Annotated in this window: 15 protein-coding genes; 7 read left to right on the top strand and 8 right to left on the bottom strand. The window is 61.5% G+C overall.

Features of this window, described 5'->3' with window-relative positions; genetic code table 11:
* Window positions 1–4: 4 nt before the first annotated feature.
* The 4 genes from ACIPOO_RS10690 to ACIPOO_RS10675 form a co-directional block, all read right to left on the bottom strand.
* The gene (locus ACIPOO_RS10690) at window positions 5–3,100 is read right to left on the bottom strand and encodes an MdtB/MuxB family multidrug efflux RND transporter permease subunit (protein WP_400606564.1); all 3,096 of its coding nucleotides are present in this window, start codon (window positions 3,098–3,100) and stop codon (window positions 5–7) included.
* On the bottom strand, window positions 3,097–4,452 hold the full coding sequence (locus tag ACIPOO_RS10685) for an MdtA/MuxA family multidrug efflux RND transporter periplasmic adaptor subunit (protein WP_400607705.1): 1,356 nt from the start codon (window positions 4,450–4,452) through the stop codon (window positions 3,097–3,099). Before ACIPOO_RS10685 ends, ACIPOO_RS10690 begins: the two co-directional genes overlap by 4 nt.
* A 194-nt stretch (window positions 4,453–4,646) precedes the next feature.
* Window positions 4,647–5,147 (bottom strand): thiol peroxidase, encoded by a 501-nt coding sequence (tpx, locus tag ACIPOO_RS10680; RefSeq protein WP_274131120.1) that lies wholly within the window; start codon window positions 5,145–5,147, stop codon window positions 4,647–4,649.
* Between the two features lie 114 nt (window positions 5,148–5,261).
* The gene (locus tag ACIPOO_RS10675; RefSeq protein ID WP_400606562.1) at window positions 5,262–6,191 is read right to left on the bottom strand and encodes a LysR family transcriptional regulator; all 930 of its coding nucleotides are present in this window, start codon (window positions 6,189–6,191) and stop codon (window positions 5,262–5,264) included.
* A gap of 122 nt (window positions 6,192–6,313) precedes the next feature.
* On the opposite strand from ACIPOO_RS10675, the gene ACIPOO_RS10670 reads away from it, so the two are divergent.
* Window positions 6,314–7,309 (top strand): aldo/keto reductase, encoded by a 996-nt coding sequence (locus ACIPOO_RS10670; protein ID WP_400606559.1) that lies wholly within the window; start codon window positions 6,314–6,316, stop codon window positions 7,307–7,309.
* Window positions 7,310–7,578: 269 nt separating this feature from the next.
* Here ACIPOO_RS10670 and ACIPOO_RS10665 read toward each other — a convergent pair whose 3' ends face one another.
* From ACIPOO_RS10665 to ACIPOO_RS10655, 3 genes are all read right to left on the bottom strand, one after another.
* A complete protein-coding gene (locus tag ACIPOO_RS10665) occupies window positions 7,579–11,253 on the bottom strand; it encodes a translocation/assembly module TamB domain-containing protein (protein ID WP_400607702.1) in 3,675 nt (1,224 codons plus the stop codon).
* Window positions 11,254–11,267: 14 nt separating this feature from the next.
* Window positions 11,268–12,998 (bottom strand): autotransporter assembly complex family protein, encoded by a 1,731-nt coding sequence (locus ACIPOO_RS10660; RefSeq protein ID WP_400606557.1) that lies wholly within the window; start codon window positions 12,996–12,998, stop codon window positions 11,268–11,270.
* Between the two features lie 66 nt (window positions 12,999–13,064).
* The gene (locus tag ACIPOO_RS10655) at window positions 13,065–13,715 is read right to left on the bottom strand and encodes an N-acetyltransferase (protein WP_274131124.1); all 651 of its coding nucleotides are present in this window, start codon (window positions 13,713–13,715) and stop codon (window positions 13,065–13,067) included.
* A 212-nt stretch (window positions 13,716–13,927) separates the two neighbouring features.
* Here ACIPOO_RS10655 and xthA point away from each other — a divergent pair, with 212 nt between their 5' ends.
* Window positions 13,928–14,740, top strand: a complete 813-nt coding sequence (xthA, locus tag ACIPOO_RS10650; protein WP_400606554.1) for an exodeoxyribonuclease III — start codon at window positions 13,928–13,930, stop codon at window positions 14,738–14,740.
* Between the two features lie 246 nt (window positions 14,741–14,986).
* Entirely contained in the window at window positions 14,987–16,351 is a 1,365-nt protein-coding gene (locus ACIPOO_RS10645; RefSeq protein WP_400606552.1) for a substrate-binding domain-containing protein, read from the top strand.
* 125 nt (window positions 16,352–16,476) lie between these two features.
* On the opposite strand, the gene ACIPOO_RS10640 is transcribed toward ACIPOO_RS10645, so the two are convergent.
* Window positions 16,477–17,700 (bottom strand): acyl-CoA dehydrogenase, encoded by a 1,224-nt coding sequence (locus ACIPOO_RS10640; protein ID WP_400606550.1) that lies wholly within the window; start codon window positions 17,698–17,700, stop codon window positions 16,477–16,479.
* Between the two features lie 169 nt (window positions 17,701–17,869).
* On the opposite strand from ACIPOO_RS10640, the gene ACIPOO_RS10635 reads away from it, so the two are divergent.
* The 4 genes from ACIPOO_RS10635 (at window position 17,870) to ACIPOO_RS10620 (ending at window position 22,428) form a co-directional block, all read left to right on the top strand.
* Window positions 17,870–18,817, top strand: a complete 948-nt coding sequence (locus tag ACIPOO_RS10635) for a LysR family transcriptional regulator (protein ID WP_400606548.1) — start codon at window positions 17,870–17,872, stop codon at window positions 18,815–18,817.
* Between the two features lie 301 nt (window positions 18,818–19,118).
* Window positions 19,119–19,502, top strand: a complete 384-nt coding sequence (locus tag ACIPOO_RS10630) for a MerR family DNA-binding transcriptional regulator (protein ID WP_400606546.1) — start codon at window positions 19,119–19,121, stop codon at window positions 19,500–19,502.
* 51 nt (window positions 19,503–19,553) lie between these two features.
* Window positions 19,554–20,453: a hydroxymethylglutaryl-CoA lyase gene (locus ACIPOO_RS10625; protein ID WP_400606543.1), complete on the top strand. Its 900-nt coding sequence runs from the start codon at window positions 19,554–19,556 to the stop codon at window positions 20,451–20,453.
* An 811-nt stretch (window positions 20,454–21,264) separates the two neighbouring features.
* Window positions 21,265–22,428, top strand: coding sequence for an isovaleryl-CoA dehydrogenase (locus ACIPOO_RS10620; RefSeq protein WP_400606541.1), 1,164 nt, complete (start codon window positions 21,265–21,267; stop codon window positions 22,426–22,428).
* The last annotated feature ends 31 nt before the right edge of the window (window positions 22,429–22,459 follow it).

The raw sequence follows: 22,459 nt of genomic DNA, 5'->3' as shown, positions 1-22,459 counted from the left end.
CCGATCATACGGCCACCTCGGTCTTTTCGGCGCGACGGAACCTGCGCCCCATCCGGTCGAAGTACAGGTAGATCACCGGCGTGGTGAACAGGGTCAGCACCTGGCTGACCAGCAAGCCGCCGACCATTACCAGACCCAGTGGCTGGCGCAGCTCTGCACCGGAGCCGGTGGCGAACATCAGCGGAATGGCGCCGAACAGCGCTGCCAGGGTGGTCATCAGGATCGGCCGGAAACGCAGCAGCGCGGCTTCGTAGATCGCTGTCTGCGGATCGATGCCACGGTTGCGTTCGGCGTCCAGGGCGAAGTCGATCATCATGATCGCGTTCTTTTTCACGATGCCGATCAACAGGATGATGCCGATGATCGCGATCATGCCCAGGTCATTGCCGCTCAGGATTAGCGCCAGCAAGGCACCGATGGCCGCCGACGGCAGCGTCGAGAGGATGGTGATCGGGTGGATGTAGCTCTCATAGAGCACGCCCAGCACGATGTACATGGTCACCACCGCTGCCAGCACCAGCAACAGCGTACTGGACAGCGAGGCCTGGAACGCCTCGGCCGCGCCCTGGAACTGGGTCTGCACACCGAGCGGCATGCCGATGTCCTGCTGCACCTGCTCAATCACTTTGACCGCCTCGCCCAGCGCCACACCCGGCGCCAGGTTGAACGACATGGTCACCGCCGGGAACTGGCCGATGTGGGAAATCGCCAACTGTGCCTGACGCTGCTCGATGCGCGCCAGGCTCGACAGCTTGACCTGCCCGCCGTCGGTAGTCTTGACGTGAATCTGCTCCAGCGCCTTGGGCCCCAGATCGTTGCCCGCCGCAGCTTGCAGCACCACGCGGTACTGGCTGGCCTGGGTGTAGATGGTGGAGATCTGGCGCTGGCCAAAGGCGTCGGACAGCGCGTCGGTGATGTTGGACACCGAGACGCCCAGGCGGCTGGCGGCATCGCGGTCGATGTTCAGGTAGACCTGCAAGCCCTTGTCCTGCAAGTCACTGGCCACGTCACTCAGCTCGGGCCGCTGGGCCAGTGCATCGACCAGCTTGCCGCTCCACAGGGCCAACAGCTCCGAATCCGGCGACGACATGCTGAACTGATACTGGGTGCGGCTGACGCTGTCTTCGATGGTCAAGTCCTGCACCGGCTGCATGAACAGGCGGATGTCCGAGAGGTGGTCGACCTGGGGCTGCAGGCGTTGAATCACCTGGGTTGCGGAAAGATCACGCTCCTTGTGCGGCTTGAGGTTGATGAGCATGCGCCCGCTGTTCAGGGTCGCGTTGTCACCGTCCACACCGATGTACGAAGACAGGCTGGCCACCGCCGGATCCTGCAGGATGATCTTCGCCAGCGCCTGTTGCCGCTCGCTCATCGAGGCGAACGACACCGACTGCGGCGCCTCGGAAATGCCCTGGATCACCCCGGTGTCCTGCACCGGGAAGAAGCCCTTGGGCACGGCCAGATACAGCAGCACCGTGATGGCCAGCGTGGCGATGGCGACCAGCAGGGTCAGCGGCTGGTGCTTGAGCACCCACTGCAACTTGCGGCCGTAGGCGCCGATCAGCCAGTCGATCCACACGCCGCTGGCGTGGTAGAACCGGCCCTGCTCTTCTTCCTTGGGCTCACGCTTGAGCAGCCGCGCGCACATCATCGGGGTCAGGGTCAGGGACACCACCAGGGAAATCAGGATCGCCACTGCCAGGGTGATGGCGAACTCTCGGAACAGCCGGCCGACCACATCGGCCATGAACAGCAGCGGAATCAGTACCGCGATCAGCGAGACGGTCAGGGAAATCAGGGTGAAACCGATCTGCTTCGCGCCCTTGAGCGCAGCCTGCAGTGGGGTCTGGCCCTCCTCCAGATGCCGGGAAATGTTCTCCAGCATCACGATGGCGTCATCCACCACGAAGCCGGTGGCGACCGTCATGGCCATCAGGGTCAGGTTATTGACCGAAAAGCCGGCCAGGTACATCACGCCAAAAGTGCCGATCAGCGACAGCGGCACGGCCACCGAAGGAATGATCGTCGCGCTCAGGCGGCGCAGGAACAGGAAGGTCACCAGCACCACCAGGACGATGGAAATCAGCAACTCGTGCTGCACGTCACTGACGGAGGCGCGAATGGTCTGGGTGCGGTCGGTCAGGACCGTGACGTCGATGCCGGCAGGCAGGTTGTCGGTGATGCTCGGCAACAGCGCCTTGATTCGGTCGACCACTTCGATGACGTTGGCCCCGGGCTGGCGCTGGATGTTCAGCAGCACAGCCTGGTTCTCGTTGGCCCAGGCGGCAAGACGTTCGTTTTCCGCACCGTCGGCAATCTGTGCCACGTCCTTGAGCCGCAGCGGGCCGCCATTGGCGTAGGCCAGGATCAGGTTGGCGTATTCGTCCGGGGACTTGAGCTGGTCGTTGGCGTCGAGCATCGAGACCCGGGTCGGGCCATCGAAGTTGCCCTTGGGGGTGTTGACGTTGGAGGCGCTGACCAGCGTGCGCACGTCCGAGAGGTTCAGGCCGTTGGCGGCCAGCGCCTCGGGATTGACCTTGATCCGCACCGCCTGGCGCTGGCCACCGGCGATGCTGACCATGCCGACGCCGCTGATCTGCGCGATCTTCTGCGCCATGCGCGTATCGACCAGATCGTTGAGCTTGGGCAGCAGCATGGTCTTGGAAGTGATGGCCAGGGTAAGCACCGGCGTATCCGCCGGGTTGACCTTGTTATAGGTCGGCGGCGCGGGCAAGTCGCTGGGCAGCAGGTTGGTGGCGCCGTTGATTGCCGCCTGCACTTCCTGCTCGGCGACGTCCATGTTCAGGTCCAGGCTAAAGCGCAGGGTGATCACCGAGGCGCCGCCGGAACTGGTGGAGGCCATCTGGGTGAGCCCCGGCATCTGCCCGAACTGGCGCTCCAGCGGCGCGGTCACGGCACTGGTCATCACTTGCGGGCTGGCGCCGGGGTACAGGGTCATGACCCGGATGGTCGGGTAATCGACCTGCGGCAAGGCCGAGACCGGCAACAGGGTGTACGCGATCAAACCCGCCAGCACGATGGCCAGCATGCTCAGCGTGGTGGCGACGGGCCTGAGGATGAACAGGCGTGACAGGTTCATACGTTGCCTTTCTGCTCGGTGTCGGCGCCGGCCGACTCACCGGATTCCTTGGAAGGCTTGCCCTGCAGCTTCTGGCCGGGGGTGGCCGGGACGTCCTTGCTGTCATTGACCACTTCCACGTCACTGCCGTCTTTCAGGCGGTCGGTGCCTTCGAGCACCACACGGTCACCGGCGATCAGGCCGTCGGTGATGACAGTGGAGTTTTCATCGCTGGGGCCGGCCTTGAGCTGGCGAATCCGCACTTTCTTGTCGCCGTCCATGACGTAAACGAAAGTGCCGTTGACCCCGAACTGCACCGCTGCCGAAGGGATGAGCACGACGTTTTTCAGGGTGTTGGCCAACAGGCGCGCATTGACGAACTGATTGGGGAACAGCGATTCGCTTTCGTTCTCGAAACGCGCCTTGAATTTCAGGGTGCCGGTGGTGATGTCGATCTGGTTGTCGATACTGGCCAGCACGCCACGGGCCTGCATTTTCACATCGCCACGGTCCCAGGCTTCCACCGGCAGCTTGTCGCCGTTGCGGTAGTGGCTGATGACGTCGGCCAGGTCTTTCTCGGGCAAGGTGAAGTTGACGGTGATAGGTTTGGTCTGGGTGATGACCGCCAGTGCCGTGGTGTCATTGGCCGCCACCAGGTTGCCAACGTCCAGCTGACGCAGGCCGATGCGGCCGGAGATCGGTGCACGAATCTGGGTGAAGTCCAGGTTCAGCTTGGCATCGCCCACGGCCGCCTGGTTGGTCTTGATGGTGCCCTGATACTGGCCGACCAGCGACTCGGCGGTGTCCAGCGTCTGCTTGGCGATGCTGTCTTCTTTATAGAGGTCGCGATAGCGCTGCACGTCGATCTGCGCATTCTTGAGCAGCGCCTGATTCTGCATCAGCGTGCCCTCGGCCTGTTGCAGGGCGATCTGGTAGCTGCGCGGGTCGATCACCGCCAGCAGGTCGCCGGCCTTGACCTGCTGGCCTTCCTGGAAGTTGATCTTGACCAGTTCCCCCGCCACCCGGCTGCGCACGTTGATGGTGTTCATCGCCGTGACGGTGCCCAGTGCCTTGTAGTAGATGGGGAAGTCACCGGTGGTCGCAGGCGCGACGCGCACCGGAACCGGCCCGGTGGAACCGCCGAAGCCCGGACGCTGGCCGGTCATTTTCCCCGCCCCGCCACTGCGGCTCGCACCCTTGTGTGGTTGCTCGCCTTTCTGCGCGGTGGCGTCGGTTTTACCCGCCGACGACTCTACACCCAGGCGGGGCCAGTAATGCCAGCAGACGCCTGCGACGATCAAGAGAACCAGCAGGCTGAACAGCCAGCGACGGGAGTTGCGAGGACCAGACGATTGCATGAATAAGTCAACCAGTGTGCGCGTGAGCGTCTTCGGAAGGCTGAACAATAAGCATAGATACGTGCCAAGCAAAGGGCCTTTACCGGCAATTTACCTAGTGCTTACTTTGGTAAGGTGCTGACGTGCAAATAAAAACGGCCTGATCGAGTCAGGCCGTTTTGTGTTGCGATGTATTGCCCGGATAACGCGGCCAATACGCAACGGACAACTTATTTCAGGACAGCCAGTGCGGCGTCGTAGTTCGGCTCCTGGCCGATCTCCGGTACCAGTTCGCTGTGCAGGACGTTGTCGTTTTCGTCCAGCACTACCACGGCGCGCGTGGTCAGGCCGACCATCGGGCCGTCGGCGATGGCAACGCCGTAGTTTTCCATGAAGTCGGCGCCACGCATGGTCGACAGGTTCTTCACGTTTTCCAGGCCTTCGGCGCCGCAGAAACGCGCCTGGGCGAACGGCAGGTCAGCGGAAATGCACAGCACCACGGCGTTGTTCAGATCGTTGGCCTGGGCGTTGAACTTGCGCACGGAAGTCGCGCAGGTCGGGGTATCGACGCTTGGAAAGATGTTCAGCACTTTGCGCTTGCCGGCAAAGGTTTCCAGGGTCACGTCAGCCAGATCGCCACCGACCAGTTTGAAGGCAGGCGCCTTGCTGCCGACCTTTGGCAGTTCGCCGCTGATCTGTACCGGGGAGCCTCGACGAGTCACTTGAGCCATGAGCTGAGTCCTTATTCTGAAGTTGCGATTCTGAGGGTGCCGCAAGGGTGTTGCAGAAAAACGAAGTTAACCACGAAACCGGTAACCTACCTACCGCTATACATGAATTTATTGTCAGAGAATGTGCTCTGGTTCGGGCCTGTCGAGCAGGCCGGGCCGCGCGCACAGCTCCACCAGCCAGTCGACGAACACCCTCACCCGCCGCGACATCTGCCGGTGGGCCGGGTACAGCGCGGTCAGTGCCAGGGTCGGCTGCGGCACGTCGGCCAGTACCTCCACCAGTTCGCCCCGGCGCAGTGGCCCGGCGGCATGATAGTACGGCGTCTGCACCAGCCCGTACCCGGCCTTGCAGGCGGCCAGATAGCCATCGGCGCTGTTGGTGGCCAGGGTCTTGCCCAGGCTGATTTCCTGATCCCTGCCGTCTATGACGAATTCCAGGCCATATCGTTTATTGGTGGTTGCGGAAAAGTATTCGATGACCTTATGCCCGCCCAGGTCCGCCAGCGTTCGCGGCACGCCGCTGCGTGCCAGATAGGCGGGGCTGGCGCAGATCACCTGACGCATCTGCGCCAAGGGCCTTCCCACCAGTGAGTGATCCAGCGGCTGGCCACCCCGGATCACGCAATCGAAGCCTTCGCGGATCAGATCCACCGGGCGGTCGTTCATGCCCACTTCCAGCTCAAGCCCCGGGTAGCGCTCGGTGAACTCCGGCAGCGCAGGCATGACGATCAGGCGGCCAACGCCTGCGGGCATGTCCACCCGCAACACGCCCTGGGGCTGCCGGGCCACCGACGAAAACGCCGATTCGGCGTCATCCAGGTCATTGAGCAGGCTGACGCAGCGCTGATAGTAGGCCTGCCCGTCCAGCGTCGGCGTGACCTGCCGCGTGGTGCGCAGCAGCAGTTGCACGCCCAGATAGGCTTCCAGTTGCTTGATCAGGATGGTGACCGAGGCGCGGGGCATGTGCAGGCTGTCGGCCGCCCTGGCGAACCCGCCCAGTTCGACGATCCGGGTAAAGGCACGCATGGCGTTGAGGCGGTCCATTGAGGGCTCCGGCGGGGCATTGTTTAGAAATTACCAATAGTGAAAGCATTTTCAGGCGGTTTATCAAGATTCTTTCTAGGCGCAACAATGGGCGGGTCTTCAATCCGCAAAAGGAACTCGACATGCAAACCCGTCAACTCGGCAAGAACGGACCACAGGTTTCGGCATTAGGCCTTGGCTGCATGGGCATGACTGACTTCTACACCACAGGCACCGACACCCGGGAAGCCGTGGCCACGATCCACCGCGCACTGGAACTGGGGGTCACCCTGTTCGACACCGCCGACATGTACGGCCCGCACACCAACGAAGAGCTGCTGGGCAAGGCGCTGGCGGGCAAGCGTGACCAGGCCTTCATCGCCAGCAAATTCGGCATCGTGCGCACCCCGGGCGATGCTGCGGCACGGGGTGTCAATGGCAGCCCGGAATACATCCGCGCGGCCATCGACGGCACCTTGAAGCGGCTGAACATCGACACACTGGATCTGTACTACCAGCACCGCATCGACCCGAGCATCGCCATCGAGGAATCGGTGGGTGCGCTGGCCGATCTGGTCAAGGCGGGCAAGGTTCGGTATCTGGGGCTCAGCGAGGCCTCGGCCAAGACGCTGGAGCGGGCGCAGAGGGTTCATCCGATTGCCGCGCTGCAAACCGAATACTCGCTGTGGAGCCGTGACCCCGAAGAGAATGGCGTACTGGAAACCTGCCGCCGCCTGGGGATTGCCTTCGTGCCCTACAGCCCGCTGGGACGTGGGTTTCTGACCGGCACACTGAAAAGCCCGGACGATTTCGCCGCCGACGACTACCGCCGCAGCAGCCCGCGCTTTCAGGGTGAGAACTTCAGCAAGAACCTGTTGCTGGTGGAAAAGGTTCAGCAACTGGCCAGGGACAAAGGCGTCACTGCCGGGCAGCTGGCGCTGGCGTGGGTGCTGGCGCAAGGAGACGACGTGATCCCGATTCCGGGGACCAAACAGCGCAAGTACCTGGAAGAGAACGTCGCGGCACTGGACGTGAAGCTCAGCGGCGCCGAACTTCAAACACTCAAGGATCTGTTCCCCGTGAATGCAGTGGCCGGCGGACGGTATCCGGAGGCGGCGTTGAAGCTCGTCAACGGGTAAACCAAATTTAGCAGCACGGCTTGCCGGCGGGAGCGCCTTCAGGATCGCCCCCGCCGGCAAGCCGTGCTGCTACGGATCGCTCACCTGACACACCGCATCGCCTGTAGGAGTGAGCTTGCTCGCGATGGCGTCAGGTCCATCACCTCAGCAATATCTGACAAACCTCTTCACCTGTAGGAGCGCGCTTGCCCGCGACGGCGTCCCGTCAGTCACCTCGGAGGCGTCTGATACACCGCAATCGCGGGCAAGCGCGCTCCTACAGGCGGCCTTCAGAAATCCCGCTTGTAGAAGATATCCAGCGAACTCGCCACGCCGCTTGCGGCTTCCAGATACACCTTTTTGCTCAACAGGTAACGCAATGCAATGGTATTGGCCGGTTCGAACACCCCTACCCCATATCGCAGACTGAGCTTGTCGGTAATCTTGCCGCTGGCAACCACTGAAGTCTTGTCGCCGCTGCCGGAGGTGTCCAGGTCGAAGTCCTTGATACCCAGCCCCGAAGCCAGCTTGCCCGCCGTCGATGAACTGCCCGCCAGCCCCAGAGCCAGTGCAGCCTGGGCCATCATGTTGTTGTCTTCGCCATTGGTGCTCAGCGGTCGGCCCAGCACCAGGTACGACAGCGCCTGCTCCTGACTCATCGCAGGCTCCGAGAACACCGTGGTGGTGGGCTGCTCGGCGCTGCCGGTCAGACGAATACCGGCAATCACATCATCGGTCTGACGAATCGCTTCAATGTCCAGATACGGCTGATCCAAAGGCCCTGCGAACAACAGCCGCGCCTTGCGAATGGTCAGGCGCTGGCCGTAGGCGCGGTAGCGGCCATCGTTGAGGTTCAGCTCGCCTCGGGTGTCGAGGTTGTCGCCGATGTGCACGTGCCCGGCCAGGTTGGCGGTCAAGCCGAAGCCGCTGAAACTCAGTTTGTCCTGACCCACCTCGACATTCACATCCATGGCGATGGCCAGCGGCGGCTTGCCTTCCTTGGTCTGCGCACCGACGATCACCGTGTCATCGGACACCTTGACCGTCGATGGCGGCAACTGGCGAACCGTGATCTCACCCTTGGGAATCAGCACCTTGCCAGACACCGCCAGGCGGTCGTTGAGCAAGGTGATTTTCAGATCCGGTGCTGCTTCAAGCTTGGCGTAGGGTTCCACGGTGATGGGCAGGCGCGAGCCTTGCAAAGCGATATCGACGTCCAGCCCCTGAGCCCAGGCCACATGCCCGCCGATATTGCCCTGCCCGGCCGCGCCGCTGCTCCAGTTACCCTTGAGCTGCACGTTCTCGCCGGCGATCAGCGCCTGCACATTGAGTTTTTCCAGGCTGATCGGTAGCTCAGGTCCCGACACCTCGCCTTCGCTCAAGGTGACGTTGCCGTTGACCTGAGGGGCCAGCAAGCCACCGGTTATCCGGCCATTGCCGTCGAGCTTGCCATTGAGCTTCTCAACCATGGGCACGAATGGGCGGGCCACGGAAACGTCCAGCCCGCTGAGATTGAAGTCGCCGCTGACGGTCTTGTTTTTCGCCAAGGGATCGATGCTCAGGCGAGCGATCAGCTCACCCAGCTTGCCGCCGCGAAAATCGAGGCTGGTATCGACTTTCTTCGGTGTCAGGTTACTGGTCAGCTTGAGCGTCTGATAAGGGAAATCCAGCCACTGGCCCTTGTCCCTGACTCGCAGCGTACCGCCGCTGGCATCGACAACGATCTGGCCCTTGGGGCCTGACGCCGGAACGTCGAGTTGCACGTCGGCATTGAGCAGGCCTTTCCAGGCGAAGTCCTTGGGCAGCCACTGCGCCAGGCTGTCCAGCGGGAACTGCTTGAGGTGATAGCGCAGGCGCGGGTCGGGCATCAGGCGCTGGTCTTCGCCGCACAGGCTGGCGTTGCCGGACAGCCAGCAATGGGCGCCGAAGTTGATCTTGCCATCGGCCAGACGCTCAAGCTTCGCCGGTTGCTGGAGCTTCCAGTCTTGTCCGCCCGTCTGCACATCGCCGCTCGCCAGGCGTCCACGCCAGTTGCCCTTGTCCAGGTTGCCGTCCAGCGCCAATGCCAGCTTGAGCAGCGGGCCTTGCAAGCCGAGCTTGACCTGCTGGCGCTTGATATCGCCCTGCCCATCGACCGTCAGCGTGCCCAGCGCGGTGTCGCCGGCCTGGATGCCGGTGGTCTTGAGTTCGATGTTGGCGCGCTGGGCGTTGTCCAGTTTCGCGGCCAGATTCAAGCTTTGCAGCTTGTTGGTTTCATAGGCCAGTTGCGAGCCTTGCAGGCCCAGTTGCCCTTGCGGCGCCTGCAGCGTGCCGGCCAGGTCCAGCCGCCCCTTGACCTGCCCCTGCAGGCGTGGCCAGAGCTGCCCCAGGCGAGGCAGGTTGATGTCCACCTGCCCGGCCAGTTTTTGCTGCAGGCTGCCACTGCCCTGGATGCGGTTGTCGCCCAGGCGGATCTCCAGTGCATTGAGGTTCCACTTGTCCCCGGTGCCATCGGCCTTGGTCTGCAACACGGCGGGCTGCCCGCGCAGGCGGCCCTTGAGGTCCAGGTCGGCGTTGAGGTTCAACTGCTCGTTCCTGAACGCGCCCTTGCTGCGCAACGGGCCTGCGAGCGAGCCCGGAAGCTCCGCCACCCAGTAAGACGGGTCAATGGCACTAAGGTCCAGCGCGGTGTCCCAAGCGATGCCGTCGGCGAACTGCAGATTCAGATGGCCCGTGGCCTTGCCCTGCCCGGCCACCAGTTCGAGCTGCGGCAGGAAGATCTGCTGCAGGTCACCACTGAACGGGCTTTGCAGGCTGAAGGCCCCGGCTGGGCCTTTGAAGTCGCCGGCAAAGTTACCCAGGTATTTGCCATCGGTGTAGGACACCTCGCCCTTGAAGCTGTGAACGCTGACCTGAGGCTCATCGATCACCGGGTACAGACGATGCCAGGGGAAATCCAGCCAGTCGATTTTAGCCTCGGCATTCAATCCTTTTTGCCAGTCCAGTGTGCCGCTGAGTTTCAGGCGCTGTTCGTTGCTCGCGGTCAGATCCAAGGTTCCGATCTGCGCGCCCTTGGCATCGACCCGGCCTTGCAATGCCAATGTCACCGGGCCCTGCTCGGCGGGCAAAGTCGCATTACCCAGAATCCCATAGCCTTGGGCCAGATCGCCCTTGGCATTGAGGGTCAGCTTGTTCAGTTGCAAGGTGTCAGGCAGATCATCGGCAGGCTTGAAGGCGTCACTGGTGATCGCGACTTCCGCGGGCAGGTTCTCCACCAGCGGTTGCAACTGGCCCACCAGTTGCGCATCGATGTAACCGGTGGTCCGGGCATTGAGGTTGAGGGTCTTGAGCAAGTCACCGGTGACGTCCAGCGTCAGCGATAATGGCTTGCCGGCGATATCCGGAAGCTTGACCTGGCCCTGGGCAGTCAATGGCCAGTCGGCGACCGGTTTGAGCAAGCCGTTGAGGTCAAGGACGATATCGTCGCGCTGGGCATGCACCGAGTCGATTTTCAGCCCGTCAGCGGTCCAGTGGGCCGCCAGTTGCAGGTCGCGCACCTGCTCGCTGCCATCCAGATGCAGGCTGCCGACCTGCACCTGGCCAAGCTCTATGGCCAAGGGCAACTTCAGATCCGGCAAGGTGATGGGACCGCTGTTCGATTGCTCAGTCGAGGGAACAAAGTGCATGCGGATATCGCCTGCCTGTAGGGTGTCGATGCACAGGGTCATGCGGGTCAGGCACGACGGCGACCAGTCGAACACCGGTGCATCAACCTCGACCTTGCTCTCGCCGCTCTGCCACACAAGGGAATCAGCCTGCCAGCGCCCACCCAGATGGCCGCTGAAGTTCTCGACCTGCACCCCGGGCACCCATCCCAGCACCATACGGCTACCCGACTGAGTGCCCAGGATCATTCCCACAGCCACAACCACCAGCAGCACCAGTGCCAACAGGCTGAGCCCGGTAATGATTGCAATACGTTTCAGCAAAGCCGTACTCGTCACAGTTCAGGTCCCATCGAGAAGTGCAGACGAATACCGCCGTCATCATCCAGTGCATGTGCCAGGTCCAGGCGCAGCGGCCCGACCGGTGAAACCCAGCGCACACCGATACCGACACCGGTTTTCAGGCTGGGGAAGTCAAGTGAGTTAAAGGAGTTGCCCTCGTCGATGAACGCAGCAATCCGCCATTTTTCGGCAATCGAGTATTGATACTCGGCGCTGCCGGCCACCATGTAGCGGCCACCGATCTTGTCGCCGTCGGAGTTTTCCGGGGACAACGACTGGTAGTCATAGCCGCGCACGCTCTGGTCGCCACCGGCGAAGAAACGCAGCGAAGGCGGAATGGATTTGTAACCGTTGGTGGCGGTGCCGCCCACCTGAACGCGTCCCAGAAACCGATGATTCTGGGCGATGGTGGTCAGCCCCTTGACCAGTGCGGTGCCGTGCACCACGTTGGCGTCCGACCCCAGGCCCTCCTTGGCGACCTGAGTCTCGAACTGCAAGCGATAGCCGTTGTGCGGATCGATGCGGTTGTCGCTGCGCAGGTAGGAATAGCTGATACCCGGCATCAACAGCGTACTCAGGCCCGAATCGTTACCCAGGCGATACTCTTCGCGCTGCCACTTGAGGGAAATCACCCGCTCCCAACCGCTGGGCAACTTGCTGTGCCATTCGGGGCCGACCGTCAGCAGTTTGCTGAGGCTGTCTGTATCGGCGATCTCTTCATACTGATAGCCGCCGGCAAAGCGGAGCTTGTCGGTCAGCGGCGGATCCAGCGGAATGTCATAGAACAGGCCGACGTTCTGCCTCGGCGCGGACAGCTCCGACTCGATGCCATAACTGTGGCCCTGCGGGTTGACCCAGTGCCGGGTCCAGTTGGCCTTGACCCGCGGCCCGACGTCCGTGGAATACCCTACACCCAGGCCCATGGTTCGCGGCTTGCGGGTCTGCAACTGAACGGCCACCGGGATGACTTGCCCCTGGGCGTCGGTGGGCGACGCATCGACGCGTACACCTTCGAAGTACCCGCTGGACTGCATCGCCTGATTGAGCTCGGCAATCAGCTCGGAGTCATAGGGGGTATTTTCTTTGAACGGCACCATGCGCTTGAGCAGGTCCTCGTCGAAGGGCGCATCGCCACTGAAAATGACCTTGCCCAGGGAAAAACGCGGGCCGCTGTCGTAGACCAGTTCGATGTCGGCCACCCCTGCACGGGGATCGACCGACAGACGCTGGGTCACGAAGCGACCGTTAAAGAAGCCATAGCGCGCCGCCTGATTCTGGATCAGTTTCTTGGCGTCTTCGTAATTGCCATGGTTAAGCACAGCGCCGGTTTTCAGCGCGTCACTCTTGGGCACTCTGAATGCCTTGAGCTGGCTGGCGGGGCCTTCGATGCGTACCGTCACGTTGCGCAGGTGCACCGGCTCGCCCGCTTGCACACTCAGGATCAGATGCAGGTTCTTGTCGATGCGTTTGACTTCGCTGTCGACCTGGGCCTGGTAGTAGCCCAGGGCCTGCGCGGCTTTCTGCGCCTGCTCGACGGCCCCCACGCTGAAACGCTCGAGCGCCTGTTCGTCACGCTCGCCGAGGCTGCCCACGTACCCTTCAATGTTGGATTTGAGAGCGGAATTGGACGGTTTTATCTTCACATCCAGTTGCGCATCGGCAAAAACCGCGCAACTGGAAACCATCAGGAGAAAACCACTGGTGAATCGACCGGGAAACTTCATAGGCGCGGATGCTACACGAGCGGCGGGCGATGCTGAAACCCGCAGGAATTGAGAGTTAATCCGCGGTCAAGCCATGGAACCCAGTGAAACCTGTGGATTGGGGTGAAAAAACACATGCTCTCGGACAGGTCCTACGGCAATTTCACCGATTTCCTCGTACCCCTGTCTGCGATAGAAATCCAGATATTTACCGTTTCCGGTATCGAGCACCACCCCTTGGGAATTCTCGTCCACGGCACACCAGTCATGCAGCGCTTGCAGCAACTGTTCGCCATAGTGCTGGCCCTGGAAGTCCGGGCGAATGCCGAGCAGTGGCAAGACATGCACCGCGTCCGAGGGCAGGCAGGCCAGCACTGACTGGTAATACTCCAGATAGCGCTGTGTGCAGCGCAACCCGGCGCCCATCACCATACGCAGGCGCCAGGCCCAGCTTTCGGTGATGCCCAGACGACGTTGCGGCGGCGCGATCAGGGCCACGCCTATCAGACGATCTTCGACGAAGAGCCCCAGGGCCGGCATGTCCTGAAGGAAGTGTTGCTTGACCAGTTCACGGATGGTCGCCCGCACTCGCTGCTCATAGCCGGGGCGTGCTGATTCGAACAGCCACTCGAAGCTGGGTTCGTGCCGATACGCCTGATACAACAGGGAGCGTGCTTCTCTGGAATAGCCGCTGTCCAGTTGACGAATTTCGGCAGGGGCATTCGTTGATTCAGGCATGTGATCCGTTCCTTTCCATGGCGACCTGGCGCGACTGGCCGGTCTGCTGGTTTCAACACTTCGAGTGACTGGCTCCCACGACAGTTCCGGCGAGTTTTACCTGCGTTTCCTACAGCGTAGCAGGCTCGCAGTCCGAGATTGTGTGTTGGCGCTGGCCGTTGGCGGCGTGCTCAGCTAGCATCGCTTTTTGTTTTGTGCCGGGACTTGCGTCTATGAAAATTGTTTCTTTCAACATCAACGGCCTGCGCGCCCGTCCGCATCAGCTGGCGGCGCTGATCGAAAAACACCAGCCCGACGTCATCGGCCTGCAGGAAACCAAGGTCTCGGACGAACAGTTCCCGCAAGCGGAAATCGAAGCGCTGGGCTATCACGTTCACTTCCACGGCCAGAAAGGCCACTACGGTGTCGCCCTGCTCTCGCGCCTGCCACCGCTGAGCCTGCACAAGGGCTTTGACACCGACGATGAAGAGGCCCAGCGCCGTTTCATCTGGGGCACTTTCGCCGATCGTAACGGCGTGCCGGTGACGATCATGAACGGCTACTTCCCACAGGGCGAAAGCCGCGACCACCCCACCAAGTTCCCGGCCAAGACCAAGTTCTACGCCGACCTGCAACAGTTGCTGGAAACGCGCTTCAGCAATGATCAGCCGTTGCTGGTGATGGGTGACGTGAACATTTCCCCCGAAGACAGCGACATCGGCATCGGCCCGGACAACGCCAAACGCTGGCTGAAAACCGGCAAATGCAGCTTCCTGCCCGAAGAGCGCGAGTGGATGGCCAAGCTCAAGAATTGGGGCCTGGTGGACAGCTTCCGGCATCTGTACCCGGAAGTGATCGACCAGTTCAGCTGGTTCGATTACCGCAGCCGCGGTTTCGAAGACGAGCCCAAGCGCGGCCTGCGCATCGACCTGATCATGGCGTCCCATGGCCTGCAACCGCGGATCAAGGCAGCCGGTGTCGATTACGAATTGCGCGGAATGGAAAAACCTTCCGATCATGCGCCGATCTGGCTGGAATTAACCTGAGCCCCGCCCCTGGTGTACCGAATCGTGCCTGCAACCCCTAACCCGTAGCAGCCGGGCTTACCCGCGGGGGCGTCCTTGAGATCGCTCCCGCCGGCAAGCCGTGCTGCTACGGGTTATGCGGTGCACGCCTCCGTCGCGTACAGCCGTATCCGTAGCAGTCCGGCTTGCCGGCGTCAGCGGTCTTTTCGCTGTCATATTCATGCAACGCGACTGTCTTATTCTCCGGCAACTTTTGTTTACAAGAAGATGCCGCTCATGCAGCGCACTGGTTTACTTTCCTCTCTCATCGTGGCCTCCCTGGCGGCGCTGATCCCTTTCTTCGCAAACGCTGGCGCCCTGCCCGTACCCGCTGACGGCACGCCCGCTTTGCGCATTCAAGGTTCCAACACCATTGGCGCCCAGTTGGGTCCGGCGCTGGTCATGGGGTTGCTCGGCGAACAAGGCGCACGCGCCGTCGAGCTGCAACCGGGTGCACGCGCCAATGAAAGCCGTGTCGTTGGTCAGCTGCCGTCCGGTGAGAATGTCCGCATCGACATTGCCGCTCACGGCTCAAGCACAGGCTTTAGCGCGCTGAAAAACAATCATGCAGACCTCGCCGCGTCTTCACGACCCATCCGGGACAGTGAGGCCAGCGAACTCTCGGCACTGGGCGACCTGCGCAATGCCAAGGCTGAACAGGTGATCGCCATCGATGGCGTAGCGGTGATTCTCAACCCGGGCAATCCCGTCCGTGAACTGACCACCGCGCAACTGGCCGGGATGTTCAGCGGCGAGATCCACGACTGGGAACAGGTGGGCGGTACTGGCGGCGCCATCCATCTTTACGCCCGCGACCAACAGTCAGGCACCTATGACACGTTCGCCGAACTGGTCCTGGCCAAATTTGGCAAAACCTTGAGCGCGCAGGCGAAACGTTTCGAATCCAGCGAAGAGCTTTCCGACGAGGTCAGCCAGGACCGCCAAGGCATCGGCTTCATCGGTCTGCCCTACGTGCGCAAGGCAAAGGCCGTGGCGATCATCGACGGCGATTCCAGACCCATGCTGCCCACCGTCAGCCTGATTGCCACCGAAGATTACCCCCTGTCCCGCAGGTTGTATCTGTACCTTGCGCCCGACAGCAAACAGCGCTGGGCCAAGGCGCTGGTGCGCTTCGCCCAGAGTCCGCAGGGTCAGTCCATCGTCGCGCAGAACGGTTTCGTCGCCCAGACCGTGCAGGCGGTGAAGGTACGGCCTACCCAGGAAATGCCGGCGCAGTATCAGGAATTGACCCGCGAGGCCGAGCGCCTTTCAGTCAATTTCCGCTTCGCCCAAGGCAGCGCCACCCTGGACTCCAAGGCCCGGCTGGATCTGAAGCGGGTGGTCGATTACCTCAAGACCCATGACAAGCTGAAGCAGAAAGTCACGTTGGTGGGGTTCGGCGATGCCAAGAGTGACCCGGCCCGGGCGCAGTTGCTGTCCAGGCTGCGGGCGATGGCCGTGCGCCGGGAACTGCTGAAAAGCCAGGTGATCCTGCGCGATGTGCAGGGCTTTGGGGATGAGATGCCGGTGGCAGCGAATGATGTCGATGAAGGCCGGATCAAGAATCGGCGGGTTGAGGTGTGGGTGGAGTGACACCGATCTGTAGGAGCACGCTTGGTCTGGGCCGCATTCGGACGACCCGCCGTGTCAGACACATCATCGGTGTCTGGACGGACGCCGTCGCGGGCAAGCGCGCTCCTACAGGCATTGTGTTGGGATCAGGAACGCATCAGCTCTCTAGGCACATATTTGCCCACTTCATACTTGCCAATCGCCGCCCGGTGCACCTCATCCGGGCCGTCCGCCAGGCGCAGGGTGCGCTGCATGGCGTACATATAGGCCAGCGGGAAATCGCCACTGACACCCGCACCGCCATGGATCTGGATCGCCCGGTCGATCACCCGCAGCGCGACGTTGGGCGCGACCACCTTGATCTGGGCGATTTCACTTCTGGCCACTTTGTTGCCAACGGTGTCCATCATGTACGCAGCCTTGAGCGTCAACAGGCGCGCCATATCGATTTCCATCCGAGAATCGGCGATCTTGTCAATATTACCGCCCAACCGCGCCAATGGCTTTCCGAAGGCCGTGCGCTGGACCGAACGTTTGCACATCAATTCCAGCGCGCGCTCCGCCATGCCGATCGAGCGCATGCAGTGGTGAATCCGCCCCGGCCCCAAGCGGCCCTGGGCGATCTCGAAACCGCGACCCTCGCCCAGCAGCACGTTCTCGTAAGGCACTCGCACGTCTTCGAACAGCACCTCGGCGTGGCCATGGGGCGCGTCGTCGTAGCCGAACACCGGCAACGGCCGCACGATCTTCACGCCGGGCGTGCCGACAGGCACCAGGATCATCGAATGCTGCTGGTGACGCGGCCCGTCAGGATTGCTTAGCCCCATGAAGATCAGGATCTTGCAACGCGGATCACAAGCACCGGAGGTCCACCACTTGCGGCCATTGATCACCCACTCATCGCCCTGGCGCTCGGCCCGCGCCGCCATGTTGGTGGCATCCGAGGAGGCCACGTCCGGCTCGGTCATGGCGAACGCCGAGCGGATCTCGCCACGCAGCAAAGGCTCAAGCCACTGCTGCTTTTGTGACTCGCTTGCGTAGCGCACCAGGACTTCCATGTTGCCGGTGTCCGGTGCCGAGCAGTTGAACGGCTCCGGTCCCAGCAGCGAGCGGCCCATGATCTCGGCCAAGGGGGCGTATTCCAGGTTGGTCAGCCCCGCGCCCAGTTCCGATTCTGGCAGAAACAGGTTCCATAAACCCTCGGCCTTGGCCCGTGCCTTGAGCTCTTCCATGATGGCGGTGGGCTGCCAGCGGTCGCCTTCGGCCACCTGCCGCTCGAACACCGGCTCGGCGGGGTACACATAGGCGTCCATGAACGCCGTGACGCGCTCGCGCAATTCCTGGACCTTGGGGGAGTAAGCGAAATCCATGGGCAGCTACCTTCTGATGAGGTGTTTCAAAACATGCCGAGGATGCTAGATCACGCCCTTCCATTTATCTAACCTATTCTCGCCGTGTATAAACATTCATCACTGATATATGATTGCCCCGTTCCTGTACGAACGTCCCAAAATAAAAATCAGCGAGAGGCGCAAAGCAATGAATCTGAGCAAGGTCGATCTCAACCTCTTTATTGTGTTTGACGCCATCTACACGGAAGCCAATCTGACCCGCGCCGGCCAGATCGTCGGCATCACCCAGCCCGCAGTGTCCAACGCCCTGGCACGGCTTCGCGAGACCTTCAACGACCCGCTGTTCGTGCGCACGGCCCAGGGCATGGTGCCTACACCCATGGCCCAGAACATCATCGGTCCGGTGCGCAATGCCCTGTCTCTGCTGCGAGTGTCAGTGCAGGAAAGCCGTATCTTCAACCCGCTGCAGGCCGTCAAGAACTACCGCATCAGCATGACCGACCTTACCGAAGCGGTAATTCTGCCAGTCTTGTTTCAACGCCTGCGCCGCCTGGCACCGGCGGTGACCATCGAGAGTTTTCTCTCCAGACGCCGGGAAACCACCAAGGAACTGGCAGCCGGTCGCCTGGACTTTGCCGTGGACGCGCCGCTGAACACTGACCCGCAGGTACGCCATGTCAAGCTGATGGAAGACCAGTACGTGTGCGCCATGCGCCGCGGCCACCCATTGGCGCAGAAGCAGAGCATTACCCTGGATGAGTATCTGGCTGTGGCGCACATCCACATTTCCAGCCGCCGCAGTGGCCTCGGCTATGTGGACCTGTCACTGGGCAAGATGGGCATCCAGCGCAAGATCGCCCTGCGCTCCCAGCATTACCTGATGGCGTCCCAGGTGCTGCACCAGACCGACATGGTCATGACCGTCCCCGAACGTTTCGCACGGCGCAACGACCTGCATTTCGTGTACCTGCCGGTGAACGACGTGCCCACGGTCGAAACCCACCTGTACTGGCACGAAAGCACCGACCAGGACCCCGCGAACCGCTGGATGCGCGAGCAGATCATCGAGCTGTGCCAACTGGTGACTGCGCAGGAGCGCAAACTTGAGAAAGAACTTGAAGTAGCGGTTAAATAGTTGTTTATCAGTTAGTTATAAAGAACATCTAATGTGGGTTCTAGGCTACAGTCCCGTAGCAGCCTTGCTGGCGTCGGCGATCTCAGGGGCGCTGTCGCGGGCAAGCGCGCTCCTACAGGGGCGGGTGCAAGCCTTACCCGTAGCAGTCCGGCTTGCCGGCGTCGGCGATTTTGAAAACGCCCTCGCCGGCAAGCCGTGCTGCTACGTGGAGCATGGCGGTGTCTGAGCCATCGCGCACAGACTTGACGTTTACGTTAAGGTCGCCGTAGCTTACCCGCAAGCACCCTCCTTCGAGCCTCCCATGAGCAACCCGACCTACAGCATCTCCGACCTGGCCCGCGAGCTGGACATCACCACCCGCACCATCCGCTTCTATGAAGAACAAGGCATGCTCAGCCCCGAGCGCCGTGGCCTGGAGCGCATTTATTCGGCCAAGGACAAAGTCACCCTCAAGCTCATCCTGCGGGGCAAACGCATCGGTTTTTCCCTCGCCGAATGCCGCGACCTGATCGGCCTCTACGATCCAACCGGCGACAACCAGAAACAACTGACCACCATGCTGCAGAAAATCGCCGAGCGCCGCGCGCAGCTCGATCAGCAGTTGCTGGACATCCAGCAGATGCAGCTGGAACTGGATACCGCCGAAGAACGCTGCAAAATCGCGCTGGGCAATTCAGCTATATAACAACGAGTTAAGCGATAGATCTCGAACCACTCTCACCCGAGGAGCACTGCCATGTCCCTTCCCCAAAGCGTACGTCTGGTCGAGGTAGGCCCACGAGACGGACTGCAGAATGAAGCGCAGCCCATCAGCGTCGCCGACAAGATCCGCCTGGTGGATGACCTGACAGACGCAGGGCTGAGCTACATCGAAGCCGGCAGCTTCGTATCGCCCAAATGGGTGCCGCAAATGGCCGGATCCGCCGAAGTATTCAACGGCATCCAGCGCAAGGACGGCGTCACCTACGCCGCCCTCGCCCCCAACCTGCGAGGCTTCGAAGATGCACTGACAGCCGGCGTGCGTGAAGTCGCCGTGTTCGCAGCAGCCTCCGAGGCGTTTTCCCAACGCAATATCAATTGCTCGATCAGCGAGAGCCTCGACCGCTTCCTGCCGATCATGGAAGCAGCGCGCCTGCACGGCATCAAGGTGCGCGGTTACGTCTCATGCGTACTGGGCTGCCCTTACGAAGGCGTCGTTGCGCCCAAACAGGTGGCGGCGGTGGCGAATGAGCTGTTCGCCATGGGCTGTTACGAAGTGTCACTGGGGGACACCATCGGTACGGGCACCCCGGGCGCGACTCGCGAGCTGTTCGATGTGGTGGCCGGGCAGATTCCACGCGGTCGGCTGGCCGGGCATTTCCATGACACCTATGGCCAGGCGTTGGCGAACATCTACGCCAGCCTGCTGGAAGGCATCCAGGTGTTCGACAGCTCCGTCGCCGGGCTGGGCGGCTGCCCTTATGCCAAGGGCGCCACCGGCAATGTCGCCAGCGAAGATGTGGTCTACATGCTGGAAGGTCTAGGGATCGAGACGGGGATCGACCTGAACAGGCTGATAGGCGCTGGACAACGAATCAGCCAGGTGCTGGGCCGCGCCAACGGCTCCAGGGTGGCAATGGCACGTTTGTCGGGCTGATGTGCGACAACTTGTCACAGAGTGTTACCCTGCTCGGCAATGAGGTGCTGGAAACGGGTAACACGGAAACACACAGGTCTGATTTCGGCCGCTGGCCAAATCCCTGATTTCCCGCAAAGCCACGGTTTCCGGGAACCTGCAAAAGTTGGCATGGCATCTGCTATGTCTTACGTACAACAAAAATAAAAAATTGTGACAACCCAATAAAAACAAGACGTATCGGCTCTGACATAACAAGAACAACACGGACAGAGACGCAGCTAACTGATTTTTTTGGAGTGGATCGCTTTGTGAGGCCTCTGGTCTCTCAACCGGACTGAGAACAATAAAACTGCCCCAAGGCAGCTACCGTACCGGATGAATCGCAAGATCGAAGCAGCATCAGCGCTCAAAAAAATACGTTTGCTCTTGGCCCCGAGTGGGGGTCGCTCAAAAAGCAAAAAAGGTCTGGCCACCAAAAACAACAACAGGCCGCCTAAAAACAAAAAAGAGCATGCAACGATTTGGAGGGGAGCCCAGGCTCCCCTTCATGCTATCTGACGTTCAGAAACCTCCCCCGCATGACCCCACCGATCCCGTAGTAGCACGGCCGGGCGGCGCTCCGCTTGCCGGCGGGAGCGGCGTGTCAGACGACACATGAGTCACCGATCCGCCGCCCCCGCCGGCAAGCCGTGCTGCTACGGTGCCTATCCCCGCAAACTTCTTCATCCAGGCAGCGTTGACATCGACTGCGCTCAGGTTTACGTTAACGTAAAGGTCATTCAACCCCTTTCTGACAGCCCCTCCAAAAACAACAAGGGAACGCAGTCTCATGAACTACCCCACCCTCAATTTCGGCCTCGGCGAAACCCTCGACATGCTGCGCGACCAGGTTCAGGCCTTCGTCGCCGCAGAACTTGCGCCCCGTGCCGCGCAGATTGACAAGGACAACCTGTTTCCCGCCGACATGTGGCGCAAATTCGGCGAAATGGGGCTGCTGGGCATCACCGTCGGTGAAGAGTACGGCGGCTCTGGGCTGGGTTATCTGGCCCACGTGGTGGCGATGGAAGAAATCAGCCGTGGATCGGCCTCTGTCGCCCTTTCCTATGGCGCGCACTCCAATCTGTGCGTGAACCAGATTAATCGCAATGGCAACCCGCAACAGAAAGCGCGCTACCTGCCCAGGCTCATCAGCGGCGAACACATCGGCGCTCTGGCCATGAGCGAACCCAACGCCGGCTCCGACGTGGTGTCGATGAAGCTGCGCGCCGACAAGCGCGGCGATCGCTTCGTGCTCAATGGCAGCAAGACCTGGATCACCAACGGCCCCGATGCCAACACCTATGTGATCTACGCCAAGACCGACCTGGAAAAGGGCGCACACGGCATCAGCGCATTCATCGTCGAGCGCGACTGGAAAGGGTTCTCCCGCAGCAACAAGTTCGACAAGCTCGGCATGCGCGGTTCCAACACCTGCGAGCTGTTTTTCGACGATGTGGAAGTGCCTGAAGAGAACCTGCTCGGCGCCCTCAACGGCGGGGTCAAGGTACTGATGAGCGGCCTGGACTACGAACGTGTGGTGCTCTCCGGTGGCCCGACCGGGATCATGCAGGCCTGCATGGACGTGGTGCTGCCCTACATTCATGACCGCAAACAGTTTGGCCAGAGCATCGGCGAGTTCCAGTTGATCCAGGGCAAGATCGCCGACATGTACACCCAGCTTAACGCCAGCCGCGCCTATCTGTACGCCGTGGCCCAGGCCTGCGAGCGCGGCGAAACCACGCGCAAGGACGCCGCAGGGGTGATCCTCTACAGCGCCGAACGCGCCACCCAGATGGCGTTGGACACCATCCAGATTCTCGGCGGCAACGGCTATATCAATGAATTCCCTGCTGGACGTCTGTTACGTGACGCCAAGCTGTACGAAATCGGCGCGGGGACCAGTGAGATCCGTCGCATGCTGATCGGTCGCGAACTGTTCAACGAAACGAAGTGAAGCAGCTGCAAGCTGCAAGCCCTAAGCCGCA

The organism is Pseudomonas sp. NPDC090201 (genome assembly GCF_044746825.1).
In the GTDB taxonomy this organism is placed as follows: Bacteria; Pseudomonadota; Gammaproteobacteria; order Pseudomonadales; family Pseudomonadaceae; genus Aquipseudomonas; species Aquipseudomonas putida_AD.
This window is presented reverse-complemented; position numbering and strand designations above follow the sequence as displayed.